Below are 25,120 nucleotides of genomic sequence, written 5' to 3' on the forward strand. Positions count from 1 at the left end.
ATGCTCATATACAACGTTACCATAAACATAGAAGAATCAGTAGAGCAAGAATGGCTTGCCTGGATGCAGAAGGAACATATCCCTGAGATGATTGCCACGGGAAAATTTGAAAAAGCACTAATGACAAAAGTTCGTGTAGATGAGGAAATGGGAGGGGTGACATACTCTGTGCAATATGGATGTCCAAGTCAAGAACATTTACAGTCCTATTATGACAATGATGCAGACCGTCTGAGAGCTCAAGGTAATCGCTTTGCAGGAAAATTTGTCGCTTTTAGAACAGAGTTGGAAGTCATCTCGCAACATTAATAAAATATTTCTTTATTCACTTTCTCTTTTTGGGAGAAGGGGTTAGGAGATGAGGTAAATATGTCAAAAACCAAAAAGAACTCAAAACGTAAATTCGATAAACCTCATTCTAAGAATGGGCATCACGATCAAGGAGTTACGGCAAAAAAGCATCTGGGACAACATTTTCTAGGTGATGAGTCTGTAGCTCAGGATATAGGTGATACCCTCACTCTGGAAGGATATACGAATGTTCTTGAGATTGGTCCAGGGACGGGCGTACTTACAAAATATATTGTTGAAAAGCCTTTAAATCTTGTTGTGATGGATTTAGACCGTGAGTCTATTGAGCACTTAAACTCTACGTTTAAGTTAGAACATCAGGTTAATAATGATGAGAAATTTAAAGTGCTGGAAGCAGATTTCTTAAAGTATGATATGGATACTTTGTTTCCAGGCGAGCAGTTTACAATTACGGGGAATTTTCCTTATAATATTTCCACACAGATTGTCTTTAAAACTCTAGAACATAAAGAACGAATACCGGAGTTTACAGGTATGTTCCAGAAAGAAGTAGCGATGCGTATTTGTGCTTCTCACGGGAGCAAAACCTATGGCATACTTTCGGTGCTTGCGCAAGCTTTTTATGATGCAGAGTACTTGTTTACCGTGCCTCCCACAGTTTTTATACCACCGCCTAAGGTGGATAGCGGGGTACTTCGATTGCGTCGCAAGGAGAATTATACGGACATAGGTTGTGACGAAAAAATGCTCTTTAGAGTGGTAAAAATGGCTTTTCAACAGCGTAGAAAGACGCTCCGTAATAGCTTGAAAGGAATGGAGATGAGTGACCGCTTTCGCGAAAGCGAAATATTAAACAAACGTCCAGAACAGCTGTCTGTTCAAGATTTCATAACACTTACTGGGGCTATCGCTCAGGATATTGCGTAGTTTTTCCGACTTAGTTCTTTCTTGTATATTTAGGTAAGTATTTACTACCTACAGATGAAAGTTTATGCCCTTCTTTTTTTAACCCTCTTATTTGGAACTGTAACTAATTGTATTGCTCAAAAAGTGATAGCTCCAGAGACGGAAAAAGCGCTTATTAAAAACCTTAATGAGGAGGCACTTAAAATGCCTAGTCAGAATATTTATATACAGACAGATAAGGATATTTACGAGTTGGGAGAAGACGTGTGGTTTAAAAGTTATGTGATAGATGCACAAACTAAAAAGCTAGATGACAGCGCGTATGTTTTATTTGTACAGCTTTTAGATAATACTTCAAAAGAAGTCTTAGTAGAAGAGCGTTTTGAGATCCAAAATGGAATAGCAACAGGTCATATCTTTATTCCGGAAGAATGGGAGGAGGGTAGTTATACTCTGATGGGTCATACAAAATTCTCATTGCTTAATAACAATGCGGAAATTACATCTTTTAAAGCTCTTAAGTTTAAGAAGAGTATTGTACCTAAAATTATTTCTCACTTAGATTTTGATAAGAATGACTATCAAGCTCAAGACACCATAAGATTTAAACTAGAGGTATACAGTCCGCGCGGAGAGCCACTAGAGAATGCTCGTGTTAAGATTTCTGGTATGCAGGGAGATAGGAAGGATAAGGTGTGGAGAGAGAATACAGATGATAAAGGATTGATTTCGTTAGAAATTGTACCTACTTCTAAAAGGCTCTACTCCAGTTTAGATGTGATTGTAAATCATAATGATTTTGAGGAGCGTTTTTCATATATCATTCCTAGAGAAAGTAATAGAACCCTGCAATTAGGCTTCTTTCCAGAGGGTGGCCATCTTGTGGGGGATATGGAGAATAATTTAGCTTTTAAAGCGGTAGATGAAGCTGGTCTGCCTATTGCTGTTCAAGGGGCTATCTACGAGGGTGCTAAATCAATCTTAGAATTTAATAGTGAACACAACGGTATGGGAGTGGTGCGCTTTAAACCAAGGCCGGGAATGAATTATACTGCTAGATTGAACACTCCTGGGAGCGATAGTATTTATGTGTTGCCCGATATTGAGTCCAAAGGAATGGTTTTACGAGCGAAAGAAATCAGGGATAATAAAGCACATTTTACTCTAGAGAAGTCTAAAGATTTTCAAATAAGAGATATCTATGTGAGGGCTCAATCTAGAGGGGTTGTTCATTGGCTGGCAAAAGGTAAATTTGATAAGTTAAAATTGAACTTTACGATCCCTATGGATAGATTACCTCAAGGAATCGCAGAGATTACAGTCTTTGACGGCAGTAATAATCCTATAGTAGAACGTCTCATATTTGCACATTATGCTCAAAATTTAAATATAGAACTTGCAAACAAGGAATTAGCCCCTTTTAGGCGCAGGGAAAAGATTAATTTAAAGTTTAAGGTTGGTAGCTATAAGAATGAAGTTGCCAGACCTAACTTAGGGGTACGGATTTACAGCGAGAGATATAGCGACAGTATTCATAAAGAAAATATTATTACGCATCAATTTTTGAAAACGGATATCAAAGGAAAAATACATCATCCTACATATTATTTTAAAGAGCAGGACTTGCTGAGAGAGAGGCATTTAGATCTACTTTTGATGACACAGGGTTGGAGGTCATATCGTTGGAACAAATTAAATCTTTCTAAGATAAAAAAATTGGATGTTGTGGGGTCCTTACAAGAAGATCTATACGGAAGTTTTTATCTCCCATCAAAGGAAGGTTTGCTTGACCCAGGAGGAAGAACGGTGATTCAAGTAGCCTCTACCTATGGAATTATTCCAATAACAACTAATATAAGAGGAGCATTTACTCTTTCTAAAGGTGTTTTAAAGCAACATCAAGGACAAACTTTTTTAGTAAAGCCTTCTAAAAAAGGGGTATTAAAATTTCAAAACTCTTTTGACTTTATAAACAAAGTCAGAGCAGAATCGTTGTTTAAATATACAGCCGCTAAGCGTTTTCTAAGTAATCAGAAAGTCAAGTTTTTAGATAATTCTTTCGGCTTTGATAGAGTAAATGCCCTTCAGGAAGTAGTACTAACAGGCTATAAAACTAAAAAACGTAATACAGGAAATCCTTATAATGCCGAATTTGAGTTTAAAACAACAGATTATGTATGTCTATATCAGATATTAAATTGTGTAAATCACTCTAGCGGTTCGAAACCTCTTATAGGTAATATTTACAGAACTAATTCGGGACAAACTGTAACGTATAGGGCTCCATTTCCAGAAGAGATCGATGATTCTAAGCCTAGTGAAGAATTTGTTGCTCTCAGAGGATTTTATCCTAACAAATTATTTTATATGCCTAATTATGATGAACCCGATGAATTTTATGTGCCTGACTATCGCAAAACGCTACTATGGGCACCTCTAGTTATACCAGACGAAGAAGGATGGGTTGAACTGGACTTTTACACCTCAGATGTTTTATCTACATACAACCTAGAAATAGAAGGAATAGATGAAAATGGGGAAATGGGTGTTTTTACTTCTAAAATTAAAGTACAGGATTAATAATTATAGTCTAATTGAATAAAATCACGAGCATTGTCATTAAGGTGAGCCACATCGCTTTTCCTATATTTGTGCAACGCACAAAATCACTTCTATGCAATTCTTACTCAGCAGCGAACTTATAGACCAAATTAAAGCCCTTATAAACGTAAAAGATGATAAGGGATTGCAAGAGTTACTGCACGATGTGCACCACGCAGATATTGCCGAAATCTTAGATGAGGTAAATGGTGATGAGGCAACTTACCTCGTAAGATTATTAGATAGTGAGCAAACGTCTGAGGCTATTATGGAGCTGGACGAGGATGTGCGCGAGAAACTTCTCGATCAACTCACACCGCTGGAAATCGCTGGAGAAATCGAAGAGATGGATACTGATGATGCGGTAGATATGATTGCAGAGCTGGACGACGATATCCAGCGGGCTGTAATCGATCAGATAGAAGATGAAGAACACAAGGCAGACATCCGCGAGATGCTGCAGTATGATGAAAATAGTGCAGGAGGATTAATGGCAAAAGAACTCGTTCGTGTTAAGGAAACCTGGACGGTAGCCGGATGTGTACGCGAGATGCGCAGGCAGGCAGAAGAAGTGACAAGAGTACACTCTGTGTATGTTGTAAATAAGAATGACGAACTTATAGGAAGACTTTCCCTTAAGGACCTTCTTACCTCCACAACAACCACAAAAATATCCGAAATCTATATCCCTAAAGTTGACTTTGTAAACGTAAATGACCCGGCCGAAGACGTTGCAAAATTAATGCAGAAGTACGACCTAGAGGCCGTACCCGTGGTCGATGAAAATAAACGGTTATTAGGTAGAATTACCATAGATGACATCGTAGATTTTATAAAGGATGAGGCAGATAAGGATTACCAGATGGCAGCGGGTATCTCGCAAGATGTTGATACAGAAGACAGTATTCTCACACTAACTCGAGCACGATTGCCGTGGTTGTTTTTAGGGCTTTTAGGAGGAGTAGGAGCCGCTGCAATAATGGGTGGATTTGAAGAAGTGTTGCAAAATCACGTCATCCTCCTATTATTTACACCGCTTATCGCTGCAATGGCTGGAAACGTGGGCGTACAGTCTAGTGCAATCATTGTACAGGGACTTGCAAACGATGATGTAAAAGGCAGTATAGGGAACAGGCTGCTCAAAGAAATGCTCCTTGCAATGCTCAATGGAGCGGCACTGGCAATCGTATTGTTCTTTTTTGTATGGGTGTCAGAAGGCGCTGTAAACTATGCCGCATCTATTTCCATCTCACTTTTTGTAGTGATTATTGTTGCAGGAATTATAGGAACCTTTATTCCGTTGTTTCTTCATAAGCGAGGCATTGATCCAGCAATTGCTACGGGACCATTTATTACGACGAGCAACGATATCTTTGGAATTTTGATTTACCTCTACATTGCAAAACTTATTCTAGGAATATAATGTCTTCATCTTTTGAATATTATCTTACTGTTCCAGCTGGTGCTATTGATGTGTTGGGGCACGTAAACAATGTGGTATATTTAGATTGGGTACAAATCGCTGCTTCAAAACATTGGAACCACGCTACCAAAGAGTATTTTAAGGACTCAGACCAAAATGCAGAACGCATCGGGATAGAAAAAATGGCTTGGGTGGTTATGAATCACTACATAGAATATAAGACCCCAGCGATGGAAGGAGATGAAATCGTTGTGACTACTACAGTAAAGAATATTTCGGGCGCAACTTCAGAACGTCATACACAAATTCGAAAAAAAGGAGAGGATAAAATCTTAGTGACCGCGGTCACAAACTGGTGCCTACTGAAAATGCCAGACGCAAGACCGATGCGCGTTCCTCAGGAGATTATCGCTTTGTTCTAATTCGTATCTTGTTGAGAAAAAATGCAAGAGTCCTATTTACAAAGCGTTCTGAAACAATTTGAGTATTACAAAACACTCGGTGAGAAAACGTTTGAACAACTGTCTGACGAGGATTTATTCTGGAATTATAATAAAGAGAGTAACTCCATTGCTGTGATTGTAAATCATCTTTCTGGTAATATGAAATCGAGATGGACAGATTTCCTTACGGCCGATGGCGAAAAATCTTGGAGAAATCGAGATATGGAGTTTGAGGAAATCTTAAATACGAGAAAAGATATTTCAACTAAATGGAATGAAGGTTGGGACATCCTTTTCAGCGCACTTAGAAGCATTAATGCCGAGAATTTTAACAGCAAGATTTTTATTCGAAACCAAGAACACACCATCCCAGAAGCTATAAATAGACAAATGATGCACTATGCCTATCACGTGGGACAAATAGTCTATATAGGTAGGATGGCTAAGGGAGATCACTGGAAAAGCCTTTCTATCCCAAAAGGGGATTCTCAAGCATTCAACAAGAAAAAATTTGATCAAGGAACTCATAAAGGACATTTCACAGACGACATAAAATAGCATTATGAAACCCATCAACATCAAAGAAAAGTTTTCAAAATTTGACAAGCAATGGCATCCACATCAAATTGCTACGGTAGATGATATGCAGGTGATTTTGGCCAAAATATCTGGCGAGTTTGTTTGGCACAGTCATAAAGATGAGGACGAGTTATTTTATGTACAAAAAGGAGTTTTAGAAATACGCTTTCGCGAAAGCGGAAACCCCAAAAATCAATGGTCTGAAACCGTAAACGAAGGCGAAATTATCGTCGTCCCTAAGGGAGTGGAACATTGCCCTACGACTCAAGAAGGCGAGGAAGTGCATTTGCTTCTTTTTGAAAAATTGAACACGGCTCACACGGGAGATGTCAAGCACGAGAAAACACAATCGGAATACCCTAAGATTTAGTCGAACGTTTCAAACTTAATATATTACATCTCTCACAATGAAAATTCTCCATCTAGATAGAAACCATCCGCTTTTAATCGACCAACTTGCAGATGCGGGTCACCAAAATGATGAAAACTACACCATATCAAAGTCAGATACGGAGAAGATCATCGGGATGTATGACGGGATTGTCATTCGGAGTCGGTTTAAAATTGATAGGCTATTCATTGATGCGGCAACAAATCTTAAGTTTATCGCACGGGTGGGCGCAGGACTGGAAAGTATTGATATTCCGTATGCCGAAAGTAAAGGCATCTACCTCATAAGCGCACCAGAGGGCAACCGAAATGCCGTAGGTGAGCAAGCACTGGGGATGTTACTTAGCCTTTTTAATAACCTCAATCGTGCAGACGCTCAAGTAAAAGCGGGTCACTGGAATCGCGAGGAAAATCGAGGGGTCGAACTGGAAGGGAAAACAGTTGGAATCATTGGGTACGGCAATATGGGAAAGGCATTTGCCAGGAAACTACAGGGATTTGATTGTGAGGTGCTGTGCTACGATATTTTGGACGGTGTAGGTGATGGAAATGCAAGACAGGTTTCCCTTAAGGAGCTGCAAGAGAAAGCCCATGTACTAAGTTTGCACACCCCGTGGACACCGGAGACAGATAAGATGGTGGACGCAGATTTTATTTCCGCTTTCGCGAAAGCGTTCTACCTCATAAACACCGCAAGAGGAAACAGTGTTGTCACGGCAGATCTTGTCGAGGCACTAAAATCAAAGAAAATACTGGGCGCTGGTCTTGATGTTTTAGAATACGAAAAACTATCCTTCGAAAACCTCTTTACTGAAGATGAGATGCCTATGCCGCTACAATATTTAATACGGGCTGATAACGTCCTCCTAACTCCACATATCGCAGGATGGACAGTCGAGAGCAAGCGCAAGCTAGCACAGACTATTGTCGATAAGATTTTAGACAAATTTTCTTAAATTCAGGAGTTGGTAGAAGAAATTTATTATCCCTTAAACCCTTAAACTATGAACATAGCAGTACGTAAATTCGGTTGGATTGCATTTTTAGTAGGTGCGATAGGTTTTGGTATTGCACTTATTTTTGGACAAAAGATGAATTACAGTACCCAAGAACTTATAGGATATGCAGTGATGGGGATGACGGTGGCACTGGTCTATTTTGGTATTGCATACTATCGTGATTCTGTAAATGGAGGAAAACTCACCTTTGGGGAAGCACTTAAAACGGGATTACTCATCGCAGGTCTTGGAGCTCTGGGAATGGCGCTTATAGATATTTTCTTTACCACATTTATAAATCCAAACTTCTTTGCAGAATATGGCGCCTATCAGATCCAGATGGCAGAAGAAAGCGGGAATAGCGCTCTCGTAGAGCAAGCTAAAGAAAGCAATAAACTTTATGAGGAGATAAATCCCACAGCACTGTCATTTCTGGGAGGGGCAATGATGTTCTTTATGACCTTTGTGTTAGGAGCAATTGTGACGGTAATCTCTGGATTCATTTTGAAGAAAAGTAAATTATGAAAAGAGTCACAGGAATAGGCGGGATGTTTTTTAAAAGTGAAGATCCAGACGCACAAAAAGAATGGTATAAAAAACATCTGGGAATACCTACAGATCAGTATGGATGGACCTTCTGGTGGCGCGATGAAAATGGGAATAAATGCTCAACACAATGGAGCCCGATGAATGCAGATACAACATATTTCTCGCCCAGTAAAAAGCAATTTATGTTCAATTTTAGGGTTGAAAATTTGCTAGAGTTGCTCAAAGTTTTAAAACAGGAAGGCGTGACTATTGTGGGCGAAGTAGAGGAATATGATTACGGGAAATTTGGATGGATACTGGATCCGGAGGGGAATAAGATTGAACTTTGGGAGCCTATAGATAGTGTATTTGAAAAAGAAGAATAGAACGTAGTACGGAAGAAATACTTTTGTAGTTTTATTACCACGAACACTAACAATCATAATATGAGTACAGACGACGAAAAAATTCCAGGAGATAAAATAGGCAATGATGCAAAAGATATGGCAAATAAGGCCGAATCTACAGCAAATGAGTTTGCCAGTGAAGCAAAGGAATCTGCAAAGGAAATGAAGGAAGAGTGGAATAGAATGACAAATAGTAATACGGATAATAAGAAGGTGCTTGCAGGGATTCTAGCTATTTTTTTAGGTTCATTAGGTATTCATAAATTTGTGCTAGGTTATCAAAATGAGGGAATTATCCTCTTAGTAGCTAGTGTTGTTGGGTATTTAACCATCTGTTTGTTGGGACTTGGATTCATCATATTATCCGCGACAGGAATAATAGGACTTATAGAGGGAATAATTTACCTAACAAAAACAGACGAAGAATTTTATCAGACCTACCAGGCGAATAAGAAAGCTTGGTTCTAGAATAGAAAAACGCAAAGCTAGTCTTTGCGTTTTTTATGGGCTATAATATCGCAATATTGCGATATTACAATTATTTTATTATTTTTACATTATCTTATCAATACAACAGGACTAAATAATTAAAAATATGGGAGTTACAAAGAGACACATTCACTCGATGCGAGCAAACCAGATAGCAGATCTCGCAAAAGTTCTTTCAAACCCAGCTCGGGTTGCAATCATAGAATACATAGGAGATTGCGACGGTTGCCTCTGTCAAGACATATCTGAAAAGATAAGACTCTCCCAACCTACAACTTCCCAACACCTACAAGTGATTAAAAAGACAGGGATTCTTAAAAGTCAGTTTCGAGGGAAGGCACAATATTACAGTATTGATGTAAGGAAATGGGAACAAGCCCAACAACTCTTTCAGGACTTTTTTGACGCAACAAAAGCAAAATGTATTTAAAATTATGGGTACTCCGCTCTTACGAAAAGCTTACGATTTTGAGACCTTCAGAAAGGAAGGGATCGACCTTATTGAACAAATAAGCGAGCATCTGGAAAAAACAATATCTGGAACTTCCAGTCAGGTTATATCCTGGACAAAACCAGAAGAGGAGTATGTTTTTTGGAAGAATTATAACAAACAAGCCCATTCTTCTGAGGATTTTTTTAGAACAGTTATTGCGCGCTCTATTCACACACACCATCCCAAATATATAGGTCATCAAGTAGCTCCTACGGTCCCTGTTTCTGCTCTGGCGACCTTACTGAGTGCACAACTCAACAACGGGATGGCAGTATACGAGATGGGTGCTGCCAGTACGGCTCTGGAGCGTATTGTTATCGAGCAGTTTACTGCGGCTTTCGGCTTTGAGAATGGAGATGGATTCCTTACTTCTGGTGGGACACTTGCAAATCTCACAGGGCTACTTGCTGCACGTAGGGCTAAATCCTCTACCGATGTTTGGAATGAGGGTCACGGGCAGAAACTTGCAATATTGGTTTCAGAAGAAGCACATTATTGCGTGGATCGTAGTGCGCGCATTATGGGATTGGGTGAGGCGGGGATCATTAAGGTACCAGCAAACGAGAAGTTTGAGATGCGCCTAGATGTATTGGAGGCTTCCTACCGTTCGGCAGTAGAGAATGGGTTTGAAGTGATCGCCATCGTGGGAAGTGCCCCGAGTACGAGTACTGGAGTTTATGATGATCTGGAGGGGATTTCTGCTTTTGCAAAAGCGCACAACCTATGGTTTCACATAGACGCAGCCCACGGGGGAGCCGCCATCTTTTCGTCTAAATATAAACACCTCCTCAAGGGTGCTGAAAATGCAGACTCTATCATAATAGATGGACATAAAATGATGGGAACAAGTGCAATTACCACAGCGGTTATTTTTAAAGAAAGTGTGGCGAGCTATGCCACCTTTGAGCAAAAAGCACAGTACCTCTGGGAAAAAAATGATGACCCAGATTGGTTCAACCTAGCGAAGCGTACTTTTGAGTGCACTAAGAGTATGATGAGTATAAGGTTTTATGCGATTATTAATGCCTATGGATTGAAGTTTTTTGATGATTTTGTGACCACATTATATGATGCCGGAAGGAGTTTTGGCAAACTGATTGATCAGCAAAAAGACTTTGAACTTGCCCTACAACCTATTTCAAACATCGTATGTTTTAGATACTCAAAAGGCAAACAAGAAAATATAAACGAGATAAATCAAAAGATAAGAAATACCCTACTGGAAGATGGTGAGTATTACATTGTCGCTACTACATTACAAGGTAAATATTTTTTGAGAACGACATTTATGCATCCATTTACCTCGGAAAAGGAGATGGTGGGTCTGCTTGATAAAATAAGAGGGGTAGCTGGGAGTTAATTTTTTTATGTCTTAGAGTATCAATCAATGATAGTAACATCAGAAGACAAAATGGCCATTTTTTTTTCGAAACTGTTATTTAAACAGACCTTGTCAGTAACACTCCTTATTATAAAATCTCACAAATTCTGGGACATAAAAATTCTCATCTTCTAAATTTCTATACTTTAAAACTACAGCTTGACAATCGTTAAATATTTGAATGATCTCATCTCTTTCTGAGGGCAATGGCGTAACATAATCAGACGCGCCTATATTAGAAAACCAAATAGGGACTAATGTGGGTTCAATTGTTGTCGTTTTTGCAACAAATTTTACGTTTCCTATTTTAAGAGGATTTCCAGTTCTTGTTTTCGCTTTGAAACGCTGTTTAGAATCCATATACAAGCTCAATTTAGGATTGAGAATTATTTCCTGAAGTAACCTTGGGACACCTCCTGCTCCATCTACAATCTTGTAAACATAAGTATTAGAATCATAACCCGTCATTTGGACATATTTTACCGCTCTATAATTGTAGGATTTGCGCTTTTTGGATTCACTTTTCTTAAAAATAATATCATTGGAGTGCCACACTATTTTTATGGAGCCACTCAGAGAGTCGCCGTTCCTGAAATGCAGAATGCCTTTGTCAAAATCCCCAGACTGGCCAAAACTTTGTATACAAAAGAGCAGGACTAAAAATGTGGTTTCTCTCAAAGCGTATTTTTAATTAGACTATTAAACTAACTTTTAAACTAAAACCTAGCCCTGAAACTGCCATTCCGAACTTGTTTGGTAGAGGTGCCACCATCTACCTCAATTCCAGTAAATTCAAATCATCCGCTTGAGTCATCATTATCATCTGTCTCACAACTTGAAAATACCATTCATATGATGGAAAGAAGAACAATACTCTTTTTCATAGGTCTTGATTTTTCTAGTCTTAATCGTTCTCCTCCAGAGTAGCTTTTGTTCTTTTAAAATTACACTATTTTATAGCTCCCATCCCTCACGATATTCTCTTTTTACCCAAGCATTTGCCTCGTCATAGTTCGTTACTTTCATAGCGTCGCCATCCCATTTTATTGTGCGACGTCCGGGATAATTATAGGGATCCCAATCACCCAGTTTTTTCCCTTCTTTGAGTTTTTTATATTGGAAGGCTTTAATGGCTAGATTACCCATAAGGACAGCTTCGGTAAGTGGTCCGCCGTATGAAAATGGAGAAGACGTTTCTTTTCCGTTTAGGCAAGCCTCTACCCATTCTCCTGCGTGAGATACTTTAACTCTTGGAATGGTTTCATTTGGTTTCTTGAAATCTTTCATTCTTTCTGACGGGAGTAATCTCGGGTTTGCAGAGTAGGTATCTGTAATCATAATACCATCTGTCCCGTGAAAAATGCTTCCGCCACCACCGTCTCCTGGTTTTTCTCCTTCTCCTAATTCACTTGGTAAATCAGGCATAATTCCACCATCGTACCAGTTTAAAGAAACATCTCCTTGCGATGGTGAATCAAACTTTAGACGGACAATAGAACTGGGCGGACAGGCCTCACTATAATCTGCCTCTACAAAATCACCAGACCAGATGGAAGTACAACTTGCTTCGGCCTCATAAGGGAAGCCTAGTTGTAGTGCTTTAAATGGTGTTTCCATAATATGACATCCCATATCTCCCATTGCCCCTGTGCCAAAATCCCAAAAACCTCTCCACTTAAAAGGCAGGTAATTCTCATTGTAAGGGCGATACGCTGCCGGCCCTAACCATAGGTCCCAGTCTAAATGTGCGGGTACTGGTTGTCCCTCTGTAATATGTTTAAACCCTTGCGGCCATACAGGTCGATTTGTCCAGCAATCTACGCGGTGCACTTTACCTATAACTCCTGCATTTATCCATTCTTGAGCAATGCGTATACCATCTCCAGAAGCACCTTGATTTCCCATTTGCGTCACGATGCCTTGTGCTGCGGCAGTTTCGGCCATAAGTCTTGCTTCATAAATATTATGAGTTAGTGGCTTTTCTACATAAGCGTGTTTTTTTTCTCGCATAAACGGTAACGCAATCGTGGCGTGTGTATGGTCGGGAGTCCCTACCATTACGGCATCTACATCTTTAATATGATTATCATATAATTTTCTAAAATCTCGGTATGTTTTTGCCTTGGGATGCATCGCATAACTTGTAGCTCCCATTTTGTCATCAACATCACACATAGCTACAAATTTGACCTTTCCGTACTGAGTGAGATCTCGCACTACGCCACCACCGCGACCCCCTACGCCGACCGCGGCTATATACAAGGTGTCACTAGGAGCAGTATGCACACCACCCAAAACAAAACTGGGAACAATAGAAAATGCAGCCCCTGCAGCTGCTGATTTTTGAATAAAGGAACGACGTTTCATAGTTAAAGCTTTAATTGCTTTCTAAAGGTATTAAAAGGAATTGATATAAATTATTATGGAAATATTACTTATATTTGGAATAAATGCTAATTATAGATGAGATTCCGCTTTCGCGAAAGCGGAATAAAACAAAAAAGAATTTAGGAAACTAAGGTGACCGCCATTACAGCAGGGAGATGAGTTATAAAGGACGTGGAGCGCAACAACAGGTAAATAATCGATTTAATAAGTGAAACTACCAATTTCTTCTTTCTCGTAATAAAGTTTATATAACGTTGGCTTGTTCGTTTTTGAAACTCCGAAATAAAGATTTGCCTTCTTTAAACCTTTTCTGCTTACGGGGGCGAGATACAAAACAGATTTGTTATTCTTCCCCGTTGAGGTTTTAATTACAAATTCAACATTTTGAAAACCCTCTAAGCTATATTCAGGAAAGGTGTCAGGAATTTTTTCGTCATAAGACACCCAAAAACTAGGCATTTTAATATTAGACCTTTTTGCCAATTTATCTGCAGGACTGGCTCCTCCAAAAGAATTTTTCAAAGTCATATCCAATATTCTGTATCGTAACCTATGTTCTGGATCAATCAAAGATATTTTATTGAAATCAATATTTTCTCCTTTTTTATTTTCAAACGCTAAGGCCACTTTTACTTGAATCCTGTCATTATTTTTACCCACAGTAGACATAGAGTGATCCCAGCTTACAGTTTTAGACATTTTCTTAACTCTGAGGATTTCAATCTTTAAATCTTCATCTTCGATGTCTAATTGAGCAAATAGACTAGCTGTTCCAAATAGTAAAGCAGTAATAAGCAGACTAACCTTCATTTATTTTCGGCTTTTAGGTTTTTTACAAATTCCTTAAAAATCAAACGTGCTTCCCAACCTCAAATCCGTGTTTACCTAAATACTGATTACCAGAATCTATTGCATCTTCTTCTAGCGTAGTTCCCATAGAATCGTTCCAGCGATTTAAGTAGCCGAAAAGTGAAATCACGCCCAGCATTTCAACAATTTCTCCTTCATCCCAATATTTGTACAATGCTTCTTTAATTTTTGCATCTACAGCATTAGGGACTTGTGAGGCGGCGAGTGAAAAATCTAGGGCTGCGCGCTCTGCATCTGAAAATGAGGGATGCGTACGGTATTCCCAGATGTTGTCCAGTTGTTCTTGCTCTGCTCCATAACGCTCTGCAGCTCTTATGGCGTGAGCCTGACAGTAGCGACATCCTGTTGCGTTACTCGATACCCAAGCAATCATTCTTTTTAAAGCAGAAGTCACGCGACCTTGATTTGCCATTACAGCTTTATTTAAATTGATAAACGCACGTGAGATATCAGGACGGCGTTGCATCGTAAGTACAGAATTTGGGCAGAAACCCAAGGTCTCATTAAAAAACAAAGCGAGTTCCTTTGTGGTTTCATCGTGTTCGGCAGAGAGAGGTGTTACTAATGGCATAGTTCTAATTAAATTTCGGCGAAGGCCTGGAAATCTCATCTAGGCCACTCGCAATTGTTGTTATTTTAGTGAGTCTTCCGCTTGCGCGCAAGGGATTTAAATTAAATAGACGGAATCTTGTCCTTCCTATATGGAATTGTTTTAATTGGTTTTACGCTTTCGCGAAAGCAAGATACTCAAATATGATTCAAAGATAAGCTTCCATAAAAACGTTTTTAGGAGGGACTCAATTTGAAAAGTGTAGAAAACTGTCCTTAAATTCAAAACTTCAACAAACGTTGCGCTGTGGCACCTAGGCGAAGAACATAAATACCTTGAGGTAAGTCACTAATGTCTAAAATATCTTCAGACTGTCTAAACAAGCCTTCTTTTACTTTCTTACCCAGTAAGTTAAACAATGAATAGTTTGAAGTGTCCGGAATACGTTGGATATTGTATAGACCGCTACTAGGATTAGGAAAAACTTTGAATTGTTCGCGTTCATTTTCGGGAACAGATAGCGGGTCATTGTTGTAGCGCAATAGTAGTGCTCTTTCTGTACCATTATACCAAATGGTGGAAACTGCAAAAAGCATTCTTCCCTGCCTATCTAATTTCAATCTGGCAGTCCCTAATTCTTCATAAAACGGGTCAAAACTAAAGGTGTCATCTACCATCCCGTCCGGTAAAAATCGTTGATAACCCAAAACAAATCCTCCTTCAAAATCTGAATAGGAGCTGTTCCCAATAAAGCGTTGATTTTCTTGAATGAGAGCTCCCGCACTGTTACTTACAATACCGTCATCACCAAAATTGTCCATAAATGCACCACTCGGACTATATTTACGGGTAGTCCTTATCGTGGTAAGATCCTCATTGCTATAAAAATTGCATCCTGCGAGTATACTACCATCATAAAAAACACTTAGCCTGCAAAAATTGTATGGTCCATCCTCTATATTCACTTTCCCGTCGTTGCCAAAGGAACTGTCTAGACCACCATCGCTCAGAAAGCGTGTGATAGTCCGTTCACGATTTTCGTAATCTCCATTTGTGTGAAGTGTGATAAGCCTGTCATTGTCTAGCACAATTTGTCGTAAAAAGACGAAATTTTCAGCCTCATCTAATTCAAAGAGTTTTACACCATCATTTCCAAAAGTGGTATCTAAATCACCATTTGCGCTATATTTTCTTTGCATAACTGTGATCTGCCCTTGGATATCTTTGATAGTGAAAACGTAGAATGAATCGTCATCTAGGAGTTGGATATCACTCAAACCTTCATCTGTGGGAACTATGGTAAGAGTTCCCTGATTTCCAAAAGAGGTGTCTAATGAGCCGTCAATATTCCAAGAAACCATAGTGCCATCAGATTCATAAAGGAGTATCCTATTCGTTTCTTGAACATAAATACGTCTGTAGTTAGTACTTGCTGAGGTATACAGTCCATCTGTAGAAAAATCTGTTTCTACACTACCGTCATCTCTTATGGCGGTAATATAATTCAGAGGATTATCGCTATTTTGGCCTACTTTTCCTAAAACGTAAATCGTTCCTGCAGGACTTATGGCAAAATCATAAACTTCCTCCTGTTCGTTTGAAATTTCAAGCTCAACAACCCCGTTGCTGCCAAAAGACGCATCAAACTGACCATCCTGAGCAAAGGAAAACTGGGTAAAGATGAATATGACAAGTAAAGTAAAAATTCTCATAAGAACACTCGTTTTTAAAAGAGTGATAGTAAAATACAAAAAAGAGATTAAAACATTGAATTTCAGAGAACCTCTGGATAATAGGTCTCTCCAGCAATGAAAAAATCTATCCATTCCGATAGTATTTCGTACTTTTCGACACAAAGCAAATTTACAATGGCACAACACATCGTTACCACCGTTTATAAACAAGGAATGCAGTTTGAAACCGATAGCCCTACGGGTTATAAAGCATTAATAGATACATCTCCAGAAAATGGAGGAAATAATGAAGGACTGGGTCCCAAGGGTATGATGCTCTCGGCTCTTGCAGGTTGTACGGGATTAGACATTGTCTTTGTGCTAAATAAAATGCGAGCAGATATTCCAAAATTTGAAATGGTCGTAAAAGGTGAACTTACCGAAGAACACCCTAAAACATATCACACCGTTCATCTGGATTACCACTTTTATGGAGAAGACCTGAAGAAAGATAAAATCCAAAAAGCGGTAGACCTTTCGGCAGAGCAGTATTGTGGGGTTATGGAAATGTTTCGACAGTTTTGCGATTTGAAAATAGGAGTCCATTTTCACGAAAGTGAAACATAAAAATTATATGAAAAACTATTTCTTTTTAATTCTATTACTACCCATTTTAGCTATTGCGCAGGATTCCAAAACCTTTACTCGCGATAAGGAATTTTACATACGCGGGAATACAAAAGTTATTGGTAATAATATTTTGAGCAAGGATGCGACTAAGCCATTTGACGAAGATGACAGGGTAAACGACGAGTTTAAAATGCAATATGTAGATATCGATAACGATGAGAGCACATATAGTTCGAGTAGTGCGTATCTGGATATAGACGATGATGCTACCATTGTTTATGCAGGGCTGTATTGGACAGCAACATACTACGGTGAGAAAGGTGTGAAAAAATTTAAGGATAACCGCACTTTTTACAAAAAGAAAGAAGAGCGCGCTCACGATTTTCAGGATGTGAAGTTTGCTTTACCACAGGGTGGCTATGAAAACGTACGGGGTTCACTCATTTTTGACGGTGAGCAATCTCGCAACAAGATGCTTAGTTCCAGATCGCCCTATGCCTGTGTGGCAGATGTGACAGCGCTTGTTAAGAGTCAAGACAAGAAAACGGGAATGTACACCGTCGCAAACGTAAGCGCTACCGAAGGACTTATCTTAGGCGGAAGCTCTGCAGGCTGGATGTTATATGTCGTTTATGAGCAGGAAACCGAACCTTTACAATACATCACGACCTATCACGGGTTTGAATTTATAAATAAGCAACCTGTGGAGGTGGAATTTGGAAATTTTAAATCAGATGAAAAAGGAGAGGTGCGCACCGCTGTAACGGTAGGAGCTTTAGAGGGAGACGTTACACTTGCCCGCGATCAAATAGGGATTTACAACCCAAAAGAGGATGCATTTATCACGTTGGACAACCGGGTACGGGCTTCAGATAACTTCTTTAACAGTACGATAACGATAAACGACACCATTTTTACAAAACGAAATCCTGCCAGTCGAAACACACTAGGTTTTGACATAGCAAAGCTCAATATTCCAAATACTGAAAATGCTGTGATTGCAAACAGTTCCAGCGGAGTAAAAATGCAATTCAAAACAAGGTCAGACCGTTACTTTTTGTTTTTCACAGCTTTTCAAACCACGATAAGCGAGGCGTTTTTTAGTTCGCTTGGCGCGAAAGAAAATGAAACTGAGGTAGAACCTAGTGTAGAAGAAGATATAGCAATCGCAGTCAAAGCAAAGGAAAACACACCCATCACTATAGATGTTTTAAATCGTGTTGATGAAAACACAGAAGAAGCCGAAGAAAAAGAAGAAGTAGACAAGCCCTCAAGTCCATTTATAAAAGATCCAGAAGTCACAAGAATACTTGAAAAACCATCGGTTTCTATTCCAGAAATAGGAAAGGGATTTTACATTGTGACTAACGTGTTCTCAACACTTGAGAATGCCGAAAAATGGTCTACAACCTTGACAGAAAGAGGATTTACTCCACAAACGATGCTCCGACCTGATAATGGACTTTTTTACGTTTTCTTAAACAGCGGGACAGATTTGCCTGCACTTTATGAAGAGCTCAAACAAGTAAGATTAGAGAAAGACTTGGATAAAGCCTGGATGCTCAAAATCAATATGGAATAGATGCGCTGGACACTTAAGCCAAAACCAGACCCCGAAGCCGTAAAGCAACTTGCTCAGGAATTGGGTGTAGAAAACCCTGTAGCCTCACTTTTGATACAGCGTGGTGTGGATACTTTTGCGAAAGCAAAAAAATTCTTCCGTCCATCTCTTGAGGATTTGCACGATCCATTCTTGATGAAGGATATGGACAAGGCTGTGAGGCGCATACAGGAAGCGATAGAGCAAGGGGAAAACATATTGGTTTTTGGCGATTACGATGTAGATGGGACGACGAGTGTTGCCCTTATGAGCTCCTATCTGGAGACCTATCATCCCAACGTTGCCACCTACATACCAGACCGTTATGCAGAGGGTTACGGCGTTTCCTATATGGGAATAGATTATGCGGTAGACAATGATATGACGCTCATTATTGCCTTGGATTGCGGTGTAAAAGCAGTAGATAAGGTAGCTTACGCGAAAGAAAAAGGCGTCGATTTTATCATCTGTGACCACCACAGACCAGGCGATTCCTTACCAGATGCCGTTGCTATTTTAGACCCAAAACGGGAGGACTGCTCGTATCCCTTTGACGAATTGTGTGGTTGTGGCGTAGGATTTAAACTTATCACCGCCCTAGAACAAACCCTAAGCATCGCCGAAGGACGAGACTTTGATTTTAATAACCTAATTCCCTATTTAGATCTTGTCGCCACAGCGATAGGCGCAGATATTGTTCCCATCATAGGCGAGAACAGAATCCTTGCCTACCACGGTTTGCGAGTAATTAATACTGCACCCAGAGCGGGATTTAAGGCGATCATTCAGCAAGTAAAGAAAGAGACCCTTACGATTACAGATGTAGTTTTTATCATCGCACCACGTATAAATGCTGCGGGAAGAATGGTGCACGGTAATCACGCTGTGACGTTACTTAAAGAAGAAGATTGGGACGCGGCCTGCAAGTACGCGATCGAGATAGAAACGTACAACGCAGACCGAAAGGATGCAGACAAATCCATTACTGTCGAAGCGCTAGCTCAGATTCAAGAAAATAAAGAAGAAGGGCGAAAAACAAGTGTGGTTTTTCAGGAGGATTGGCATAAGGGTGTGATCGGGATTGTCGCCTCACGCTTAATAGAAACATATTATAGGCCAACATTGGTTTTTACAAAAAGTGGAGACAAACTCGCGGCATCGGCGCGGTCTGTAAAGGGATTTGATGTGTATAACGCACTACAAGAATGCGCTGAGCACATTGAGCAATTTGGTGGACATAAATATGCAGCCGGACTTACGTTAAAGCCAGAGCAGTATGAAGCTTTTAAAGCCAAATTTGAAGAGGTAGTCGCCGCAACTTGTGATGAACGCTTGCTCGTTCCAGAAATCACGATAGATGCGCAGATAGACTTAAAAGATATTACACCCAAGTTTCACCGTATTCTCAAGCAATTTGCACCCTTTGGGCCACGCAATATGTCGCCCACGTTTATGACCAAAGACTTGGTAGATACAGGCTATGGTAAAAAAGTAGGAGCAGATGAGACGCATCTCAAAATTACCGTTACCCAAAATGGAAAAGGACAGCGCATAGGTGGTATAGGATTTAATTTGGGAGATAAATTTGATTTCATAACAGACCAAAAACCGTTTATGGCAGCTTATGCAATAGATGAGAATGTATGGAATGGTGAGGTAAGTTTACAGTTGAGGCTTAAAGACATTAAGTGAGATACTTAGTTTTGTTAAAAATTTGTGAAATTAATTTTGATTTCTTAAATTTATGTTAACAAAATTAAATACTATGAGATACTCACAAGACAATAAGCAATTTCAGGACGTTTTAGAAGTTGTTGTTTTAGGTATTTGCTTACTTGCGGCAATCATAGTTTGTTACGAATATTTCACTATCGAGAGCTTCGAAGATGCGCAGGCATCTTTTGCTCGTTCGCTAGATGCTTGGGATAGGCAGCTTGCCAGTACAAACCCTTAGTGACTCATTCTTTTAAAAAAGAGCTGATTAGCGTAATAATCTTGCTATCCTTTTCCTCCTGAACGAAATGTTTAGCATCAATAAGATGCACATTTTCTGGTTTTACGTTCAGGTCATTTATTACCTGTTCTTTCTGGGGTTCCCAAAGCAACATCTCGTCGTGTGTACCCCAGATTACGGTTGTAGGAATATCGACTTTTTGAATCATCGGTTGGTAGTCGGGTAATGCATTACAGGTTTGGGTAAAGAAATAATACATACCGCGTGTTTTTCCTTCTCTTAATGGGGTTTTGTATCCAGCTACATCTGTTTTATTAAGGGTGCTTTCTTTAAGTCCAGATTTAAAGAGTCCTTTGAGTAACATATTTGTGGTGATCCCATTACGATACCCCCACATCGCCGTGCGGGCAAAAAAGCCTTTTTTCATTCGCACCGGCGGGTCAAAACCTTCTTCGTAAATGATGGTGTTAAGGATGACGAGATTTTCAATGCGTGTTGGATCTTTTTCTATAAGTTCCCACGTCCATAACCCTCCTGCATCGTGCATCACGTGTGTCCAGTTTTGGATACCTAGATGATCCATAAGCGCGAGTAATCGTTTCCCGTGATTTTCTTCGGAGTATATGTCGTAGCCTTTTGGATTTGCACTGCTCCCAAAACCCAGCATATCTGGCACAATAACACGAAATCCTTCGGCAACGAGCGGGTCTATCATTTTTCGGTAGAGCCATCCCGATGTGGGCACACCGTGCACTAGGACGATTACCTTGTCACTTGTTCCTCGGTCTATGTAAGCAATGTCACCATCTGTGGAGTTGAAGATTTTTTGGCTTTCGCGAAAGCGGTCATACGTCACTTGTCCTTCTTTCATAATGGTGCTTTGATACGGTTTACAGGAAAATAATAGGAGCGCACAGAGTGCGGAGAGTAATAATCGCATTTTTAAGGTTTTGACTAAATATAAAAGGAAACGTTTCTTAGTGCAGTAAGTTTAAGAGAAATATGGGAAAACCTACTTCTCAAACTCCTTTAACTCAAATCCAGATTCCTCATTATAAACGCCATAAGTAAAATGGGTAATCCAGTCACCCAGATTGTAGTAGGTTGAGTTCTCGCCCACTTTTATGGTCATAGGAAGATGCCGGTGGCCAAAGACAAAATAGTCAAAGTGTTCTTTTTCTAGCTTACGCTTTGCATACGTAGCGAGCCATTCATTTTCCTCACCTAGAAAAATATGGTCATCATTCCCAGAAATGAGCTTGTTCTTAACGGAGAAATACTGAGCGATTTTCATCCCAATATCTGGATGCCCCCACCGGAAAAGCCATTGAAAAAACCTTCCGCGGAATACTTTTTTCATACGCTTATATCCCTTGTCTCCGGGACCAAGACCATCGCCGTGACCTAAGAAAAACTTCTTGTCATTTATGGTAAAAACTTCTGGGTCGTGAAAGACGGGAATGCCCAGCTCATCTTCAAAATAGCCATTCATCCACAGGTCGTGGTTGCCTACAAAAAAGTAAATCTCAATGCCCTCGTCACGCATTTCGGCGAGTTTGCCTAGGGTGCGTACGAAACCCTTTGGTACCACGGTGCGATACTCAAACCAAAAGTCAAAAAGATCTCCCATCAAGAAAATGGCCTGCGCATCTTTGCGAGCCATTTCTAGCCAGCGCAGGAACTTGCGCTCGCGAGGACGGCTCTCATTAATCGTGGGAGCGCCCAAGTGATTGTCACTCGAGAAATAAATTTTCTTGCCTTTAGGTAGCGTAACGTTCATTTATGAATTATCACTTGCAAACCACTCTGCATAGCTCGTTGCCGTTTCTGATAGGCGCAAGGAGTGCAATTGTATGTTTTCTGGAAGTAGCGCTTTAATTTTAGACGCAAAGTCTATGACCATCATCTCACTCGTGGGCTGGTAATCTACCAGAAGGACAGAGTGACCGCGGTCTGAGAGTTCTTTAGCCAGCTCTACGTGTGGCGTATTTTTATTAAAAACAGTCGCGTGGTCAAATACGTTTACAATCTCTCGATTTACAATTTTCTTCAAATCGCTAAAATCGATAACCATCCCATATTTCACATTATCTGTATCACTTATGGGTGTTCCAATTACGGTCACGTTGAGTTTGTAACTATGCCCGTGCACATTACGGCATTTCCCGTCATAACCGTACAGCGCGTGTCCGGTCTCAAATGTAAACTGTTTTGTAATGCGAATTTTTGACATTGGTTTGATGCTTTGTTGAGGTTTTGTATGAATTCCGCTTTCGCGAAAGGTTCCCATTAAACCATAACTATTTTCTGAACTTCTTATACAAAACTACGACAATCAGTATGATTCCCAGTAAAAGGAAAAGGCCGTTGCCAGAGATGAATTTCATTATGTCCATAAGAGTTATTACTTTTTTAAATTAATCAAAAATTGAAATTAGTCCTTTGATAATAAAACCAAAACCGATAATTATAAGTGTACTGGCTAGAACGAAGGATTCTGTAAAAAATGATTTTTGCAAATACTGATCTTTTCGTAGAGCCTTATATCTTTTGCCTTCTTCTAAAAACAGCCAAATTCCTGAGGTAATTAGGACGATACCAAAAACAACTTTCATTACGCTTAATACCCCACAACTTTCCTAACTCTCCCCAAAATCTCGTCAGCCACTGCAGTAGCTTTTCCAGCTCCTATTGCCAGCGCATCGTCTATCTCGTTGGGGTTTTCCATATAGTATTGGTATTTCTCACGTTGTACGGCATACTTTTCTATGATTACTTCGTACACCGCCTGCTTTGCGTGGCCGTAGCCAAAATCTGGGCGGGCGTAGCTTTCGCGTAAGCGGGATACTTGTTCTGGAGTGGCTAGTAGCTTATATAAGTTAAAGACGTTGCAACCTTCTGTCTCCATAGGTTCTTCCATTGGGGTGCTGTCCGTTTTTATGCCCATAATCTGTTTGCGCAATTTTTTATCTGGAAGGAAAATGTCAATGATGTTTCCTTTGGATTTGGACATTTTGGCTCCGTCCGTTCCGGGAATATACATGGTCTCCTCGTTATGACTCGCTTCGGGAAGTACAAATACCTCACTTTTTGTCGCCGCGTGAAAACGGCTGGCCACATCGCGCGTCATTTCTATATGTTGCGCTTGGTCTTTTCCTACGGGAACAATTTGAGCATCATATAATAAGATGTCTGCAGCCATAAGCATCGGGTAGGAGAACAGTCCTGCGTTTACATCTTCCAATCTATCTGCCTTGTCTTTAAAACTATGGGCTAGCGTTAGCCTTTGATACGGGAAGAAACAGCTCAAATACCAGGACAACTCCGTCACTTGGGGGATGTCGCTCTGACGGTAGAAAACCGTTTTGTTCACATCTAGCCCAAAAGCGAGCCACGTTGCAGCCGTGCTATATGTATTGTGGCGCAACTGGTCGCCATCTTTTATTTGGGTAAGAGAATGCATATCTGCAATAAAAAGAAACGACTCGTTTGCAGGGTCATTTGCCATGTGTATTGCAGGAATTATGGCTCCTAGTAAATTTCCTAAATGTGGTGTTCCGGTGCTTTGTACACCTGTAAGTATTCTAGACATAAAAAAAAGTAAAAAGCAAAGTTACCGTTTTCTGCGCATTGGCTTGAGACAATTCCCTATTTTTGGTGGGATGAGTATTCTAAAGAAAGTTGCGGTTGCCTTGTGGAAGGTGTGGTTTTACATCCTCATTTTTGTGATGATTATCATACTATTCCCGTTTCTCGTTATTGGGATTTTGAAGGAATCCTGGTACCCGCTGTATTTTAGGTGTACGCAAATCTGGGCACGCGTCATAATGCTTGGGATGGGTTTTTACCCTAAGGTCGTGCGCGATGAAAAATTTGTGAGAGGCAAGAGTTACATGCTGGTGTCTAATCACACATCGATGACGGATATAATGATGATGTTGCACGTGGCTAAAAATCCATTTGTATTTGTAGGTAAAGCGGAACTTGCAAAACTTCCATTGTTTGGGTTTTTCTATAAGCGTACTTGTATTCTGGTCGATAGAGGAAACGCTCGTAGTCGCAAGGAGGTTTTTGACCAAGCGCAACGTAGGCTGTCACAGGGAATGAGCATCTGTATATTTCCTGAGGGTGGCGTTCCTAATGATTTGTCCCTAGTGCTTGATACCTTTAAAGATGGTGCTTTTAGACTTGCCATAGACCATCAGATTCCTATAGTTCCTATTACCTTTTACGATAATAAGGAGCGATTTCCTTATTTCTTTTTTAAAGGAAGTCCTGGGAAGATGCGTGCGCGAGTGCACAATTTTATCCAAACTTTAGGTCTAACTCAGGATGATAAGAGAGCATTGAGAGACAATACCCGGGAGGTTATTTTAGGGGAGTTAGAGAAGAGGGATTGATTTTCTAGCTATAAAGTGATAGAAAAAAAATATTTATGGGAGTTCGCTTTCGCGAAAGCGTAATAAACAGACCCCAATAGACGAGTGTCTTTCCTAAGCAAAGAT

Annotated in this window: 27 protein-coding genes; 18 read left to right on the forward strand and 9 right to left on the reverse strand. The window is 40.0% G+C overall.

From position 1 onward, the window contains the following. The 13 genes from EAX61_RS03010 to EAX61_RS03070 all read left to right on the forward strand — a co-directional run bounded on the left by EAX61_RS03010 (position 1) and on the right by EAX61_RS03070 (position 10,929). Entirely contained in the window at positions 1 to 309 is a 309-nt protein-coding gene (locus tag EAX61_RS03010) for a DUF4286 family protein (RefSeq protein ID WP_121916179.1), read from the forward strand. A gap of 60 nt (positions 310 to 369) precedes the next feature. Further along, positions 370 to 1,239: a 16S rRNA (adenine(1518)-N(6)/adenine(1519)-N(6))-dimethyltransferase RsmA gene (gene rsmA, locus EAX61_RS03015; protein ID WP_121916180.1), complete on the forward strand. Its 870-nt coding sequence runs from the start codon at positions 370 to 372 to the stop codon at positions 1,237 to 1,239. Between the two features lie 54 nt (positions 1,240 to 1,293). After that, positions 1,294 to 3,798 (forward strand): hypothetical protein, encoded by a 2,505-nt coding sequence (locus EAX61_RS03020; RefSeq protein ID WP_121916181.1) that lies wholly within the window; start codon positions 1,294 to 1,296, stop codon positions 3,796 to 3,798. Positions 3,799 to 3,892: 94 nt separating this feature from the next. Beyond that, the gene (gene mgtE, locus EAX61_RS03025; RefSeq protein WP_121916182.1) at positions 3,893 to 5,242 is read left to right on the forward strand and encodes a magnesium transporter; all 1,350 of its coding nucleotides are present in this window, start codon (positions 3,893 to 3,895) and stop codon (positions 5,240 to 5,242) included. Next, positions 5,242 to 5,664: an acyl-CoA thioesterase gene (locus EAX61_RS03030; protein WP_121916183.1), complete on the forward strand. Its 423-nt coding sequence runs from the start codon at positions 5,242 to 5,244 to the stop codon at positions 5,662 to 5,664. Before mgtE ends, EAX61_RS03030 begins: the two co-directional genes overlap by 1 nt. 21 nt (positions 5,665 to 5,685) lie before the next feature. Next, a complete protein-coding gene (locus EAX61_RS03035) occupies positions 5,686 to 6,243 on the forward strand; it encodes a DUF1572 family protein (RefSeq protein ID WP_121916184.1) in 558 nt (185 codons plus the stop codon). Between the two features lie 4 nt (positions 6,244 to 6,247). After that, entirely contained in the window at positions 6,248 to 6,634 is a 387-nt protein-coding gene (locus EAX61_RS03040) for a cupin domain-containing protein (protein WP_121916185.1), read from the forward strand. Between the two features lie 37 nt (positions 6,635 to 6,671). Continuing rightward, positions 6,672 to 7,610, forward strand: coding sequence for a 2-hydroxyacid dehydrogenase (locus tag EAX61_RS03045; protein ID WP_121916186.1), 939 nt, complete (start codon positions 6,672 to 6,674; stop codon positions 7,608 to 7,610). A gap of 48 nt (positions 7,611 to 7,658) precedes the next feature. After that, entirely contained in the window at positions 7,659 to 8,177 is a 519-nt protein-coding gene (locus EAX61_RS03050) for a DUF4199 domain-containing protein (RefSeq protein WP_121916187.1), read from the forward strand. Continuing rightward, entirely contained in the window at positions 8,171 to 8,566 is a 396-nt protein-coding gene (locus EAX61_RS03055) for a VOC family protein (RefSeq protein WP_121916188.1), read from the forward strand. The genes EAX61_RS03050 and EAX61_RS03055 overlap by 7 nt, the downstream gene beginning before the upstream one ends. A gap of 60 nt (positions 8,567 to 8,626) precedes the next feature. Further along, positions 8,627 to 9,055: a TM2 domain-containing protein gene (locus EAX61_RS03060; protein WP_121916189.1), complete on the forward strand. Its 429-nt coding sequence runs from the start codon at positions 8,627 to 8,629 to the stop codon at positions 9,053 to 9,055. A gap of 127 nt (positions 9,056 to 9,182) precedes the next feature. Continuing rightward, on the forward strand, positions 9,183 to 9,506 hold the full coding sequence (locus EAX61_RS03065; RefSeq protein WP_121916190.1) for an ArsR/SmtB family transcription factor: 324 nt from the start codon (positions 9,183 to 9,185) through the stop codon (positions 9,504 to 9,506). 4 nt (positions 9,507 to 9,510) lie between these two features. Beyond that, a complete protein-coding gene (locus EAX61_RS03070) occupies positions 9,511 to 10,929 on the forward strand; it encodes a pyridoxal phosphate-dependent decarboxylase family protein (protein ID WP_121916191.1) in 1,419 nt (472 codons plus the stop codon). Positions 10,930 to 11,022: 93 nt separating this feature from the next. Here EAX61_RS03070 and EAX61_RS03075 read toward each other — a convergent pair whose 3' ends face one another. The 5 genes from EAX61_RS03075 to EAX61_RS03100 all read right to left on the reverse strand — a co-directional run bounded on the left by EAX61_RS03075 (position 11,023) and on the right by EAX61_RS03100 (position 16,470). Continuing rightward, positions 11,023 to 11,628: a hypothetical protein gene (locus EAX61_RS03075; protein WP_147448326.1), complete on the reverse strand. Its 606-nt coding sequence runs from the start codon at positions 11,626 to 11,628 to the stop codon at positions 11,023 to 11,025. A gap of 276 nt (positions 11,629 to 11,904) precedes the next feature. Then, a complete protein-coding gene (locus tag EAX61_RS03085) occupies positions 11,905 to 13,317 on the reverse strand; it encodes a Gfo/Idh/MocA family protein (RefSeq protein WP_121916194.1) in 1,413 nt (470 codons plus the stop codon). A 222-nt stretch (positions 13,318 to 13,539) separates the two neighbouring features. Beyond that, positions 13,540 to 14,148: a hypothetical protein gene (locus EAX61_RS03090; protein WP_121916195.1), complete on the reverse strand. Its 609-nt coding sequence runs from the start codon at positions 14,146 to 14,148 to the stop codon at positions 13,540 to 13,542. A gap of 40 nt (positions 14,149 to 14,188) precedes the next feature. After that, complete coding sequence (locus EAX61_RS03095) at positions 14,189 to 14,779, reverse strand: carboxymuconolactone decarboxylase family protein (RefSeq protein ID WP_121916196.1); 591 nt, start codon at positions 14,777 to 14,779, stop codon at positions 14,189 to 14,191. A gap of 260 nt (positions 14,780 to 15,039) precedes the next feature. After that, positions 15,040 to 16,470, reverse strand: coding sequence for a T9SS type A sorting domain-containing protein (locus tag EAX61_RS03100; RefSeq protein WP_161555177.1), 1,431 nt, complete (start codon positions 16,468 to 16,470; stop codon positions 15,040 to 15,042). Positions 16,471 to 16,626: 156 nt separating this feature from the next. On the opposite strand from EAX61_RS03100, the gene EAX61_RS03105 reads away from it, so the two are divergent. The 4 genes from EAX61_RS03105 to EAX61_RS03120 all read left to right on the forward strand — a co-directional run bounded on the left by EAX61_RS03105 (position 16,627) and on the right by EAX61_RS03120 (position 20,615). Next, the gene (locus EAX61_RS03105) at positions 16,627 to 17,058 is read left to right on the forward strand and encodes an OsmC family protein (RefSeq protein WP_121916198.1); all 432 of its coding nucleotides are present in this window, start codon (positions 16,627 to 16,629) and stop codon (positions 17,056 to 17,058) included. Positions 17,059 to 17,065: 7 nt separating this feature from the next. Beyond that, positions 17,066 to 18,643, forward strand: a complete 1,578-nt coding sequence (locus EAX61_RS03110) for a hypothetical protein (RefSeq protein ID WP_121916199.1) — start codon at positions 17,066 to 17,068, stop codon at positions 18,641 to 18,643. Next, complete coding sequence (gene recJ, locus EAX61_RS03115) at positions 18,644 to 20,353, forward strand: single-stranded-DNA-specific exonuclease RecJ (RefSeq protein ID WP_121916200.1); 1,710 nt, start codon at positions 18,644 to 18,646, stop codon at positions 20,351 to 20,353. 73 nt (positions 20,354 to 20,426) lie between these two features. Beyond that, positions 20,427 to 20,615 (forward strand): hypothetical protein, encoded by a 189-nt coding sequence (locus tag EAX61_RS03120; RefSeq protein ID WP_147448327.1) that lies wholly within the window; start codon positions 20,427 to 20,429, stop codon positions 20,613 to 20,615. A 4-nt stretch (positions 20,616 to 20,619) separates the two neighbouring features. On the opposite strand, the gene EAX61_RS03125 is transcribed toward EAX61_RS03120, so the two are convergent. The 4 genes from EAX61_RS03125 to trpS all read right to left on the reverse strand — a co-directional run bounded on the left by EAX61_RS03125 (position 20,620) and on the right by trpS (position 24,207). Further along, on the reverse strand, positions 20,620 to 21,486 hold the full coding sequence (locus tag EAX61_RS03125; RefSeq protein ID WP_236641972.1) for an alpha/beta fold hydrolase: 867 nt from the start codon (positions 21,484 to 21,486) through the stop codon (positions 20,620 to 20,622). Positions 21,487 to 21,627: 141 nt separating this feature from the next. Next, positions 21,628 to 22,395, reverse strand: coding sequence for a UDP-2,3-diacylglucosamine diphosphatase (locus EAX61_RS03130; protein WP_121916203.1), 768 nt, complete (start codon positions 22,393 to 22,395; stop codon positions 21,628 to 21,630). Next, positions 22,396 to 22,848 (reverse strand): 6-pyruvoyl trahydropterin synthase family protein, encoded by a 453-nt coding sequence (locus tag EAX61_RS03135; protein WP_121916339.1) that lies wholly within the window; start codon positions 22,846 to 22,848, stop codon positions 22,396 to 22,398. Positions 22,849 to 23,235: 387 nt separating this feature from the next. Next, entirely contained in the window at positions 23,236 to 24,207 is a 972-nt protein-coding gene (trpS, locus tag EAX61_RS03145; protein ID WP_121916205.1) for a tryptophan--tRNA ligase, read from the reverse strand. Positions 24,208 to 24,277: 70 nt separating this feature from the next. On the opposite strand from trpS, the gene EAX61_RS03150 reads away from it, so the two are divergent. Further along, entirely contained in the window at positions 24,278 to 25,015 is a 738-nt protein-coding gene (locus EAX61_RS03150; RefSeq protein ID WP_121916340.1) for a lysophospholipid acyltransferase family protein, read from the forward strand. The last annotated feature ends 105 nt before the right edge of the window (positions 25,016 to 25,120 follow it).

Source organism: Dokdonia sinensis, assembly GCF_003688895.1.
GTDB classification, from domain to species: Bacteria; Bacteroidota; Bacteroidia; order Flavobacteriales; family Flavobacteriaceae; genus Dokdonia; species Dokdonia sinensis.

What these genes read in the sequence shown, in the direction of transcription:
- EAX61_RS03010 (WP_121916179.1), top strand. Translation starts at nt 1, where the DNA reads ATGCTCATATACAACGTTACCATAAACATAGAAGAATCAGTAGAGCAA.
- rsmA (WP_121916180.1), top strand. Translation starts at nt 370, where the DNA reads ATGTCAAAAACCAAAAAGAACTCAAAACGTAAATTCGATAAACCTCAT.
- EAX61_RS03020 (WP_121916181.1), top strand. Translation starts at nt 1,294, where the DNA reads ATGAAAGTTTATGCCCTTCTTTTTTTAACCCTCTTATTTGGAACTGTA.
- mgtE (WP_121916182.1), top strand. Translation starts at nt 3,893, where the DNA reads ATGCAATTCTTACTCAGCAGCGAACTTATAGACCAAATTAAAGCCCTT.
- EAX61_RS03030 (WP_121916183.1), top strand. Translation starts at nt 5,242, where the DNA reads ATGTCTTCATCTTTTGAATATTATCTTACTGTTCCAGCTGGTGCTATT.
- EAX61_RS03035 (WP_121916184.1), top strand. Translation starts at nt 5,686, where the DNA reads ATGCAAGAGTCCTATTTACAAAGCGTTCTGAAACAATTTGAGTATTAC.
- EAX61_RS03040 (WP_121916185.1), top strand. Translation starts at nt 6,248, where the DNA reads ATGAAACCCATCAACATCAAAGAAAAGTTTTCAAAATTTGACAAGCAA.
- EAX61_RS03045 (WP_121916186.1), top strand. Translation starts at nt 6,672, where the DNA reads ATGAAAATTCTCCATCTAGATAGAAACCATCCGCTTTTAATCGACCAA.
- EAX61_RS03050 (WP_121916187.1), top strand. Translation starts at nt 7,659, where the DNA reads ATGAACATAGCAGTACGTAAATTCGGTTGGATTGCATTTTTAGTAGGT.
- EAX61_RS03060 (WP_121916189.1), top strand. Translation starts at nt 8,627, where the DNA reads ATGAGTACAGACGACGAAAAAATTCCAGGAGATAAAATAGGCAATGAT.
- EAX61_RS03065 (WP_121916190.1), top strand. Translation starts at nt 9,183, where the DNA reads ATGGGAGTTACAAAGAGACACATTCACTCGATGCGAGCAAACCAGATA.
- EAX61_RS03070 (WP_121916191.1), top strand. Translation starts at nt 9,511, where the DNA reads ATGGGTACTCCGCTCTTACGAAAAGCTTACGATTTTGAGACCTTCAGA.
- EAX61_RS03085 (WP_121916194.1), bottom strand. Translation starts at nt 13,317, where the DNA reads ATGAAACGTCGTTCCTTTATTCAAAAATCAGCAGCTGCAGGGGCTGCA.
- EAX61_RS03090 (WP_121916195.1), bottom strand. Translation starts at nt 14,148, where the DNA reads ATGAAGGTTAGTCTGCTTATTACTGCTTTACTATTTGGAACAGCTAGT.
- EAX61_RS03095 (WP_121916196.1), bottom strand. Translation starts at nt 14,779, where the DNA reads ATGCCATTAGTAACACCTCTCTCTGCCGAACACGATGAAACCACAAAG.
- EAX61_RS03100 (WP_161555177.1), bottom strand. Translation starts at nt 16,470, where the DNA reads ATGAGAATTTTTACTTTACTTGTCATATTCATCTTTACCCAGTTTTCC.
- EAX61_RS03105 (WP_121916198.1), top strand. Translation starts at nt 16,627, where the DNA reads ATGGCACAACACATCGTTACCACCGTTTATAAACAAGGAATGCAGTTT.
- EAX61_RS03110 (WP_121916199.1), top strand. Translation starts at nt 17,066, where the DNA reads ATGAAAAACTATTTCTTTTTAATTCTATTACTACCCATTTTAGCTATT.
- recJ (WP_121916200.1), top strand. Translation starts at nt 18,644, where the DNA reads ATGCGCTGGACACTTAAGCCAAAACCAGACCCCGAAGCCGTAAAGCAA.
- EAX61_RS03120 (WP_147448327.1), top strand. Translation starts at nt 20,427, where the DNA reads ATGAGATACTCACAAGACAATAAGCAATTTCAGGACGTTTTAGAAGTT.
- EAX61_RS03125 (WP_236641972.1), bottom strand. Translation starts at nt 21,486, where the DNA reads ATGAAAGAAGGACAAGTGACGTATGACCGCTTTCGCGAAAGCCAAAAA.
- EAX61_RS03130 (WP_121916203.1), bottom strand. Translation starts at nt 22,395, where the DNA reads ATGAACGTTACGCTACCTAAAGGCAAGAAAATTTATTTCTCGAGTGAC.
- EAX61_RS03135 (WP_121916339.1), bottom strand. Translation starts at nt 22,848, where the DNA reads ATGTCAAAAATTCGCATTACAAAACAGTTTACATTTGAGACCGGACAC.
- trpS (WP_121916205.1), bottom strand. Translation starts at nt 24,207, where the DNA reads ATGTCTAGAATACTTACAGGTGTACAAAGCACCGGAACACCACATTTA.
- EAX61_RS03150 (WP_121916340.1), top strand. Translation starts at nt 24,278, where the DNA reads ATGAGTATTCTAAAGAAAGTTGCGGTTGCCTTGTGGAAGGTGTGGTTT.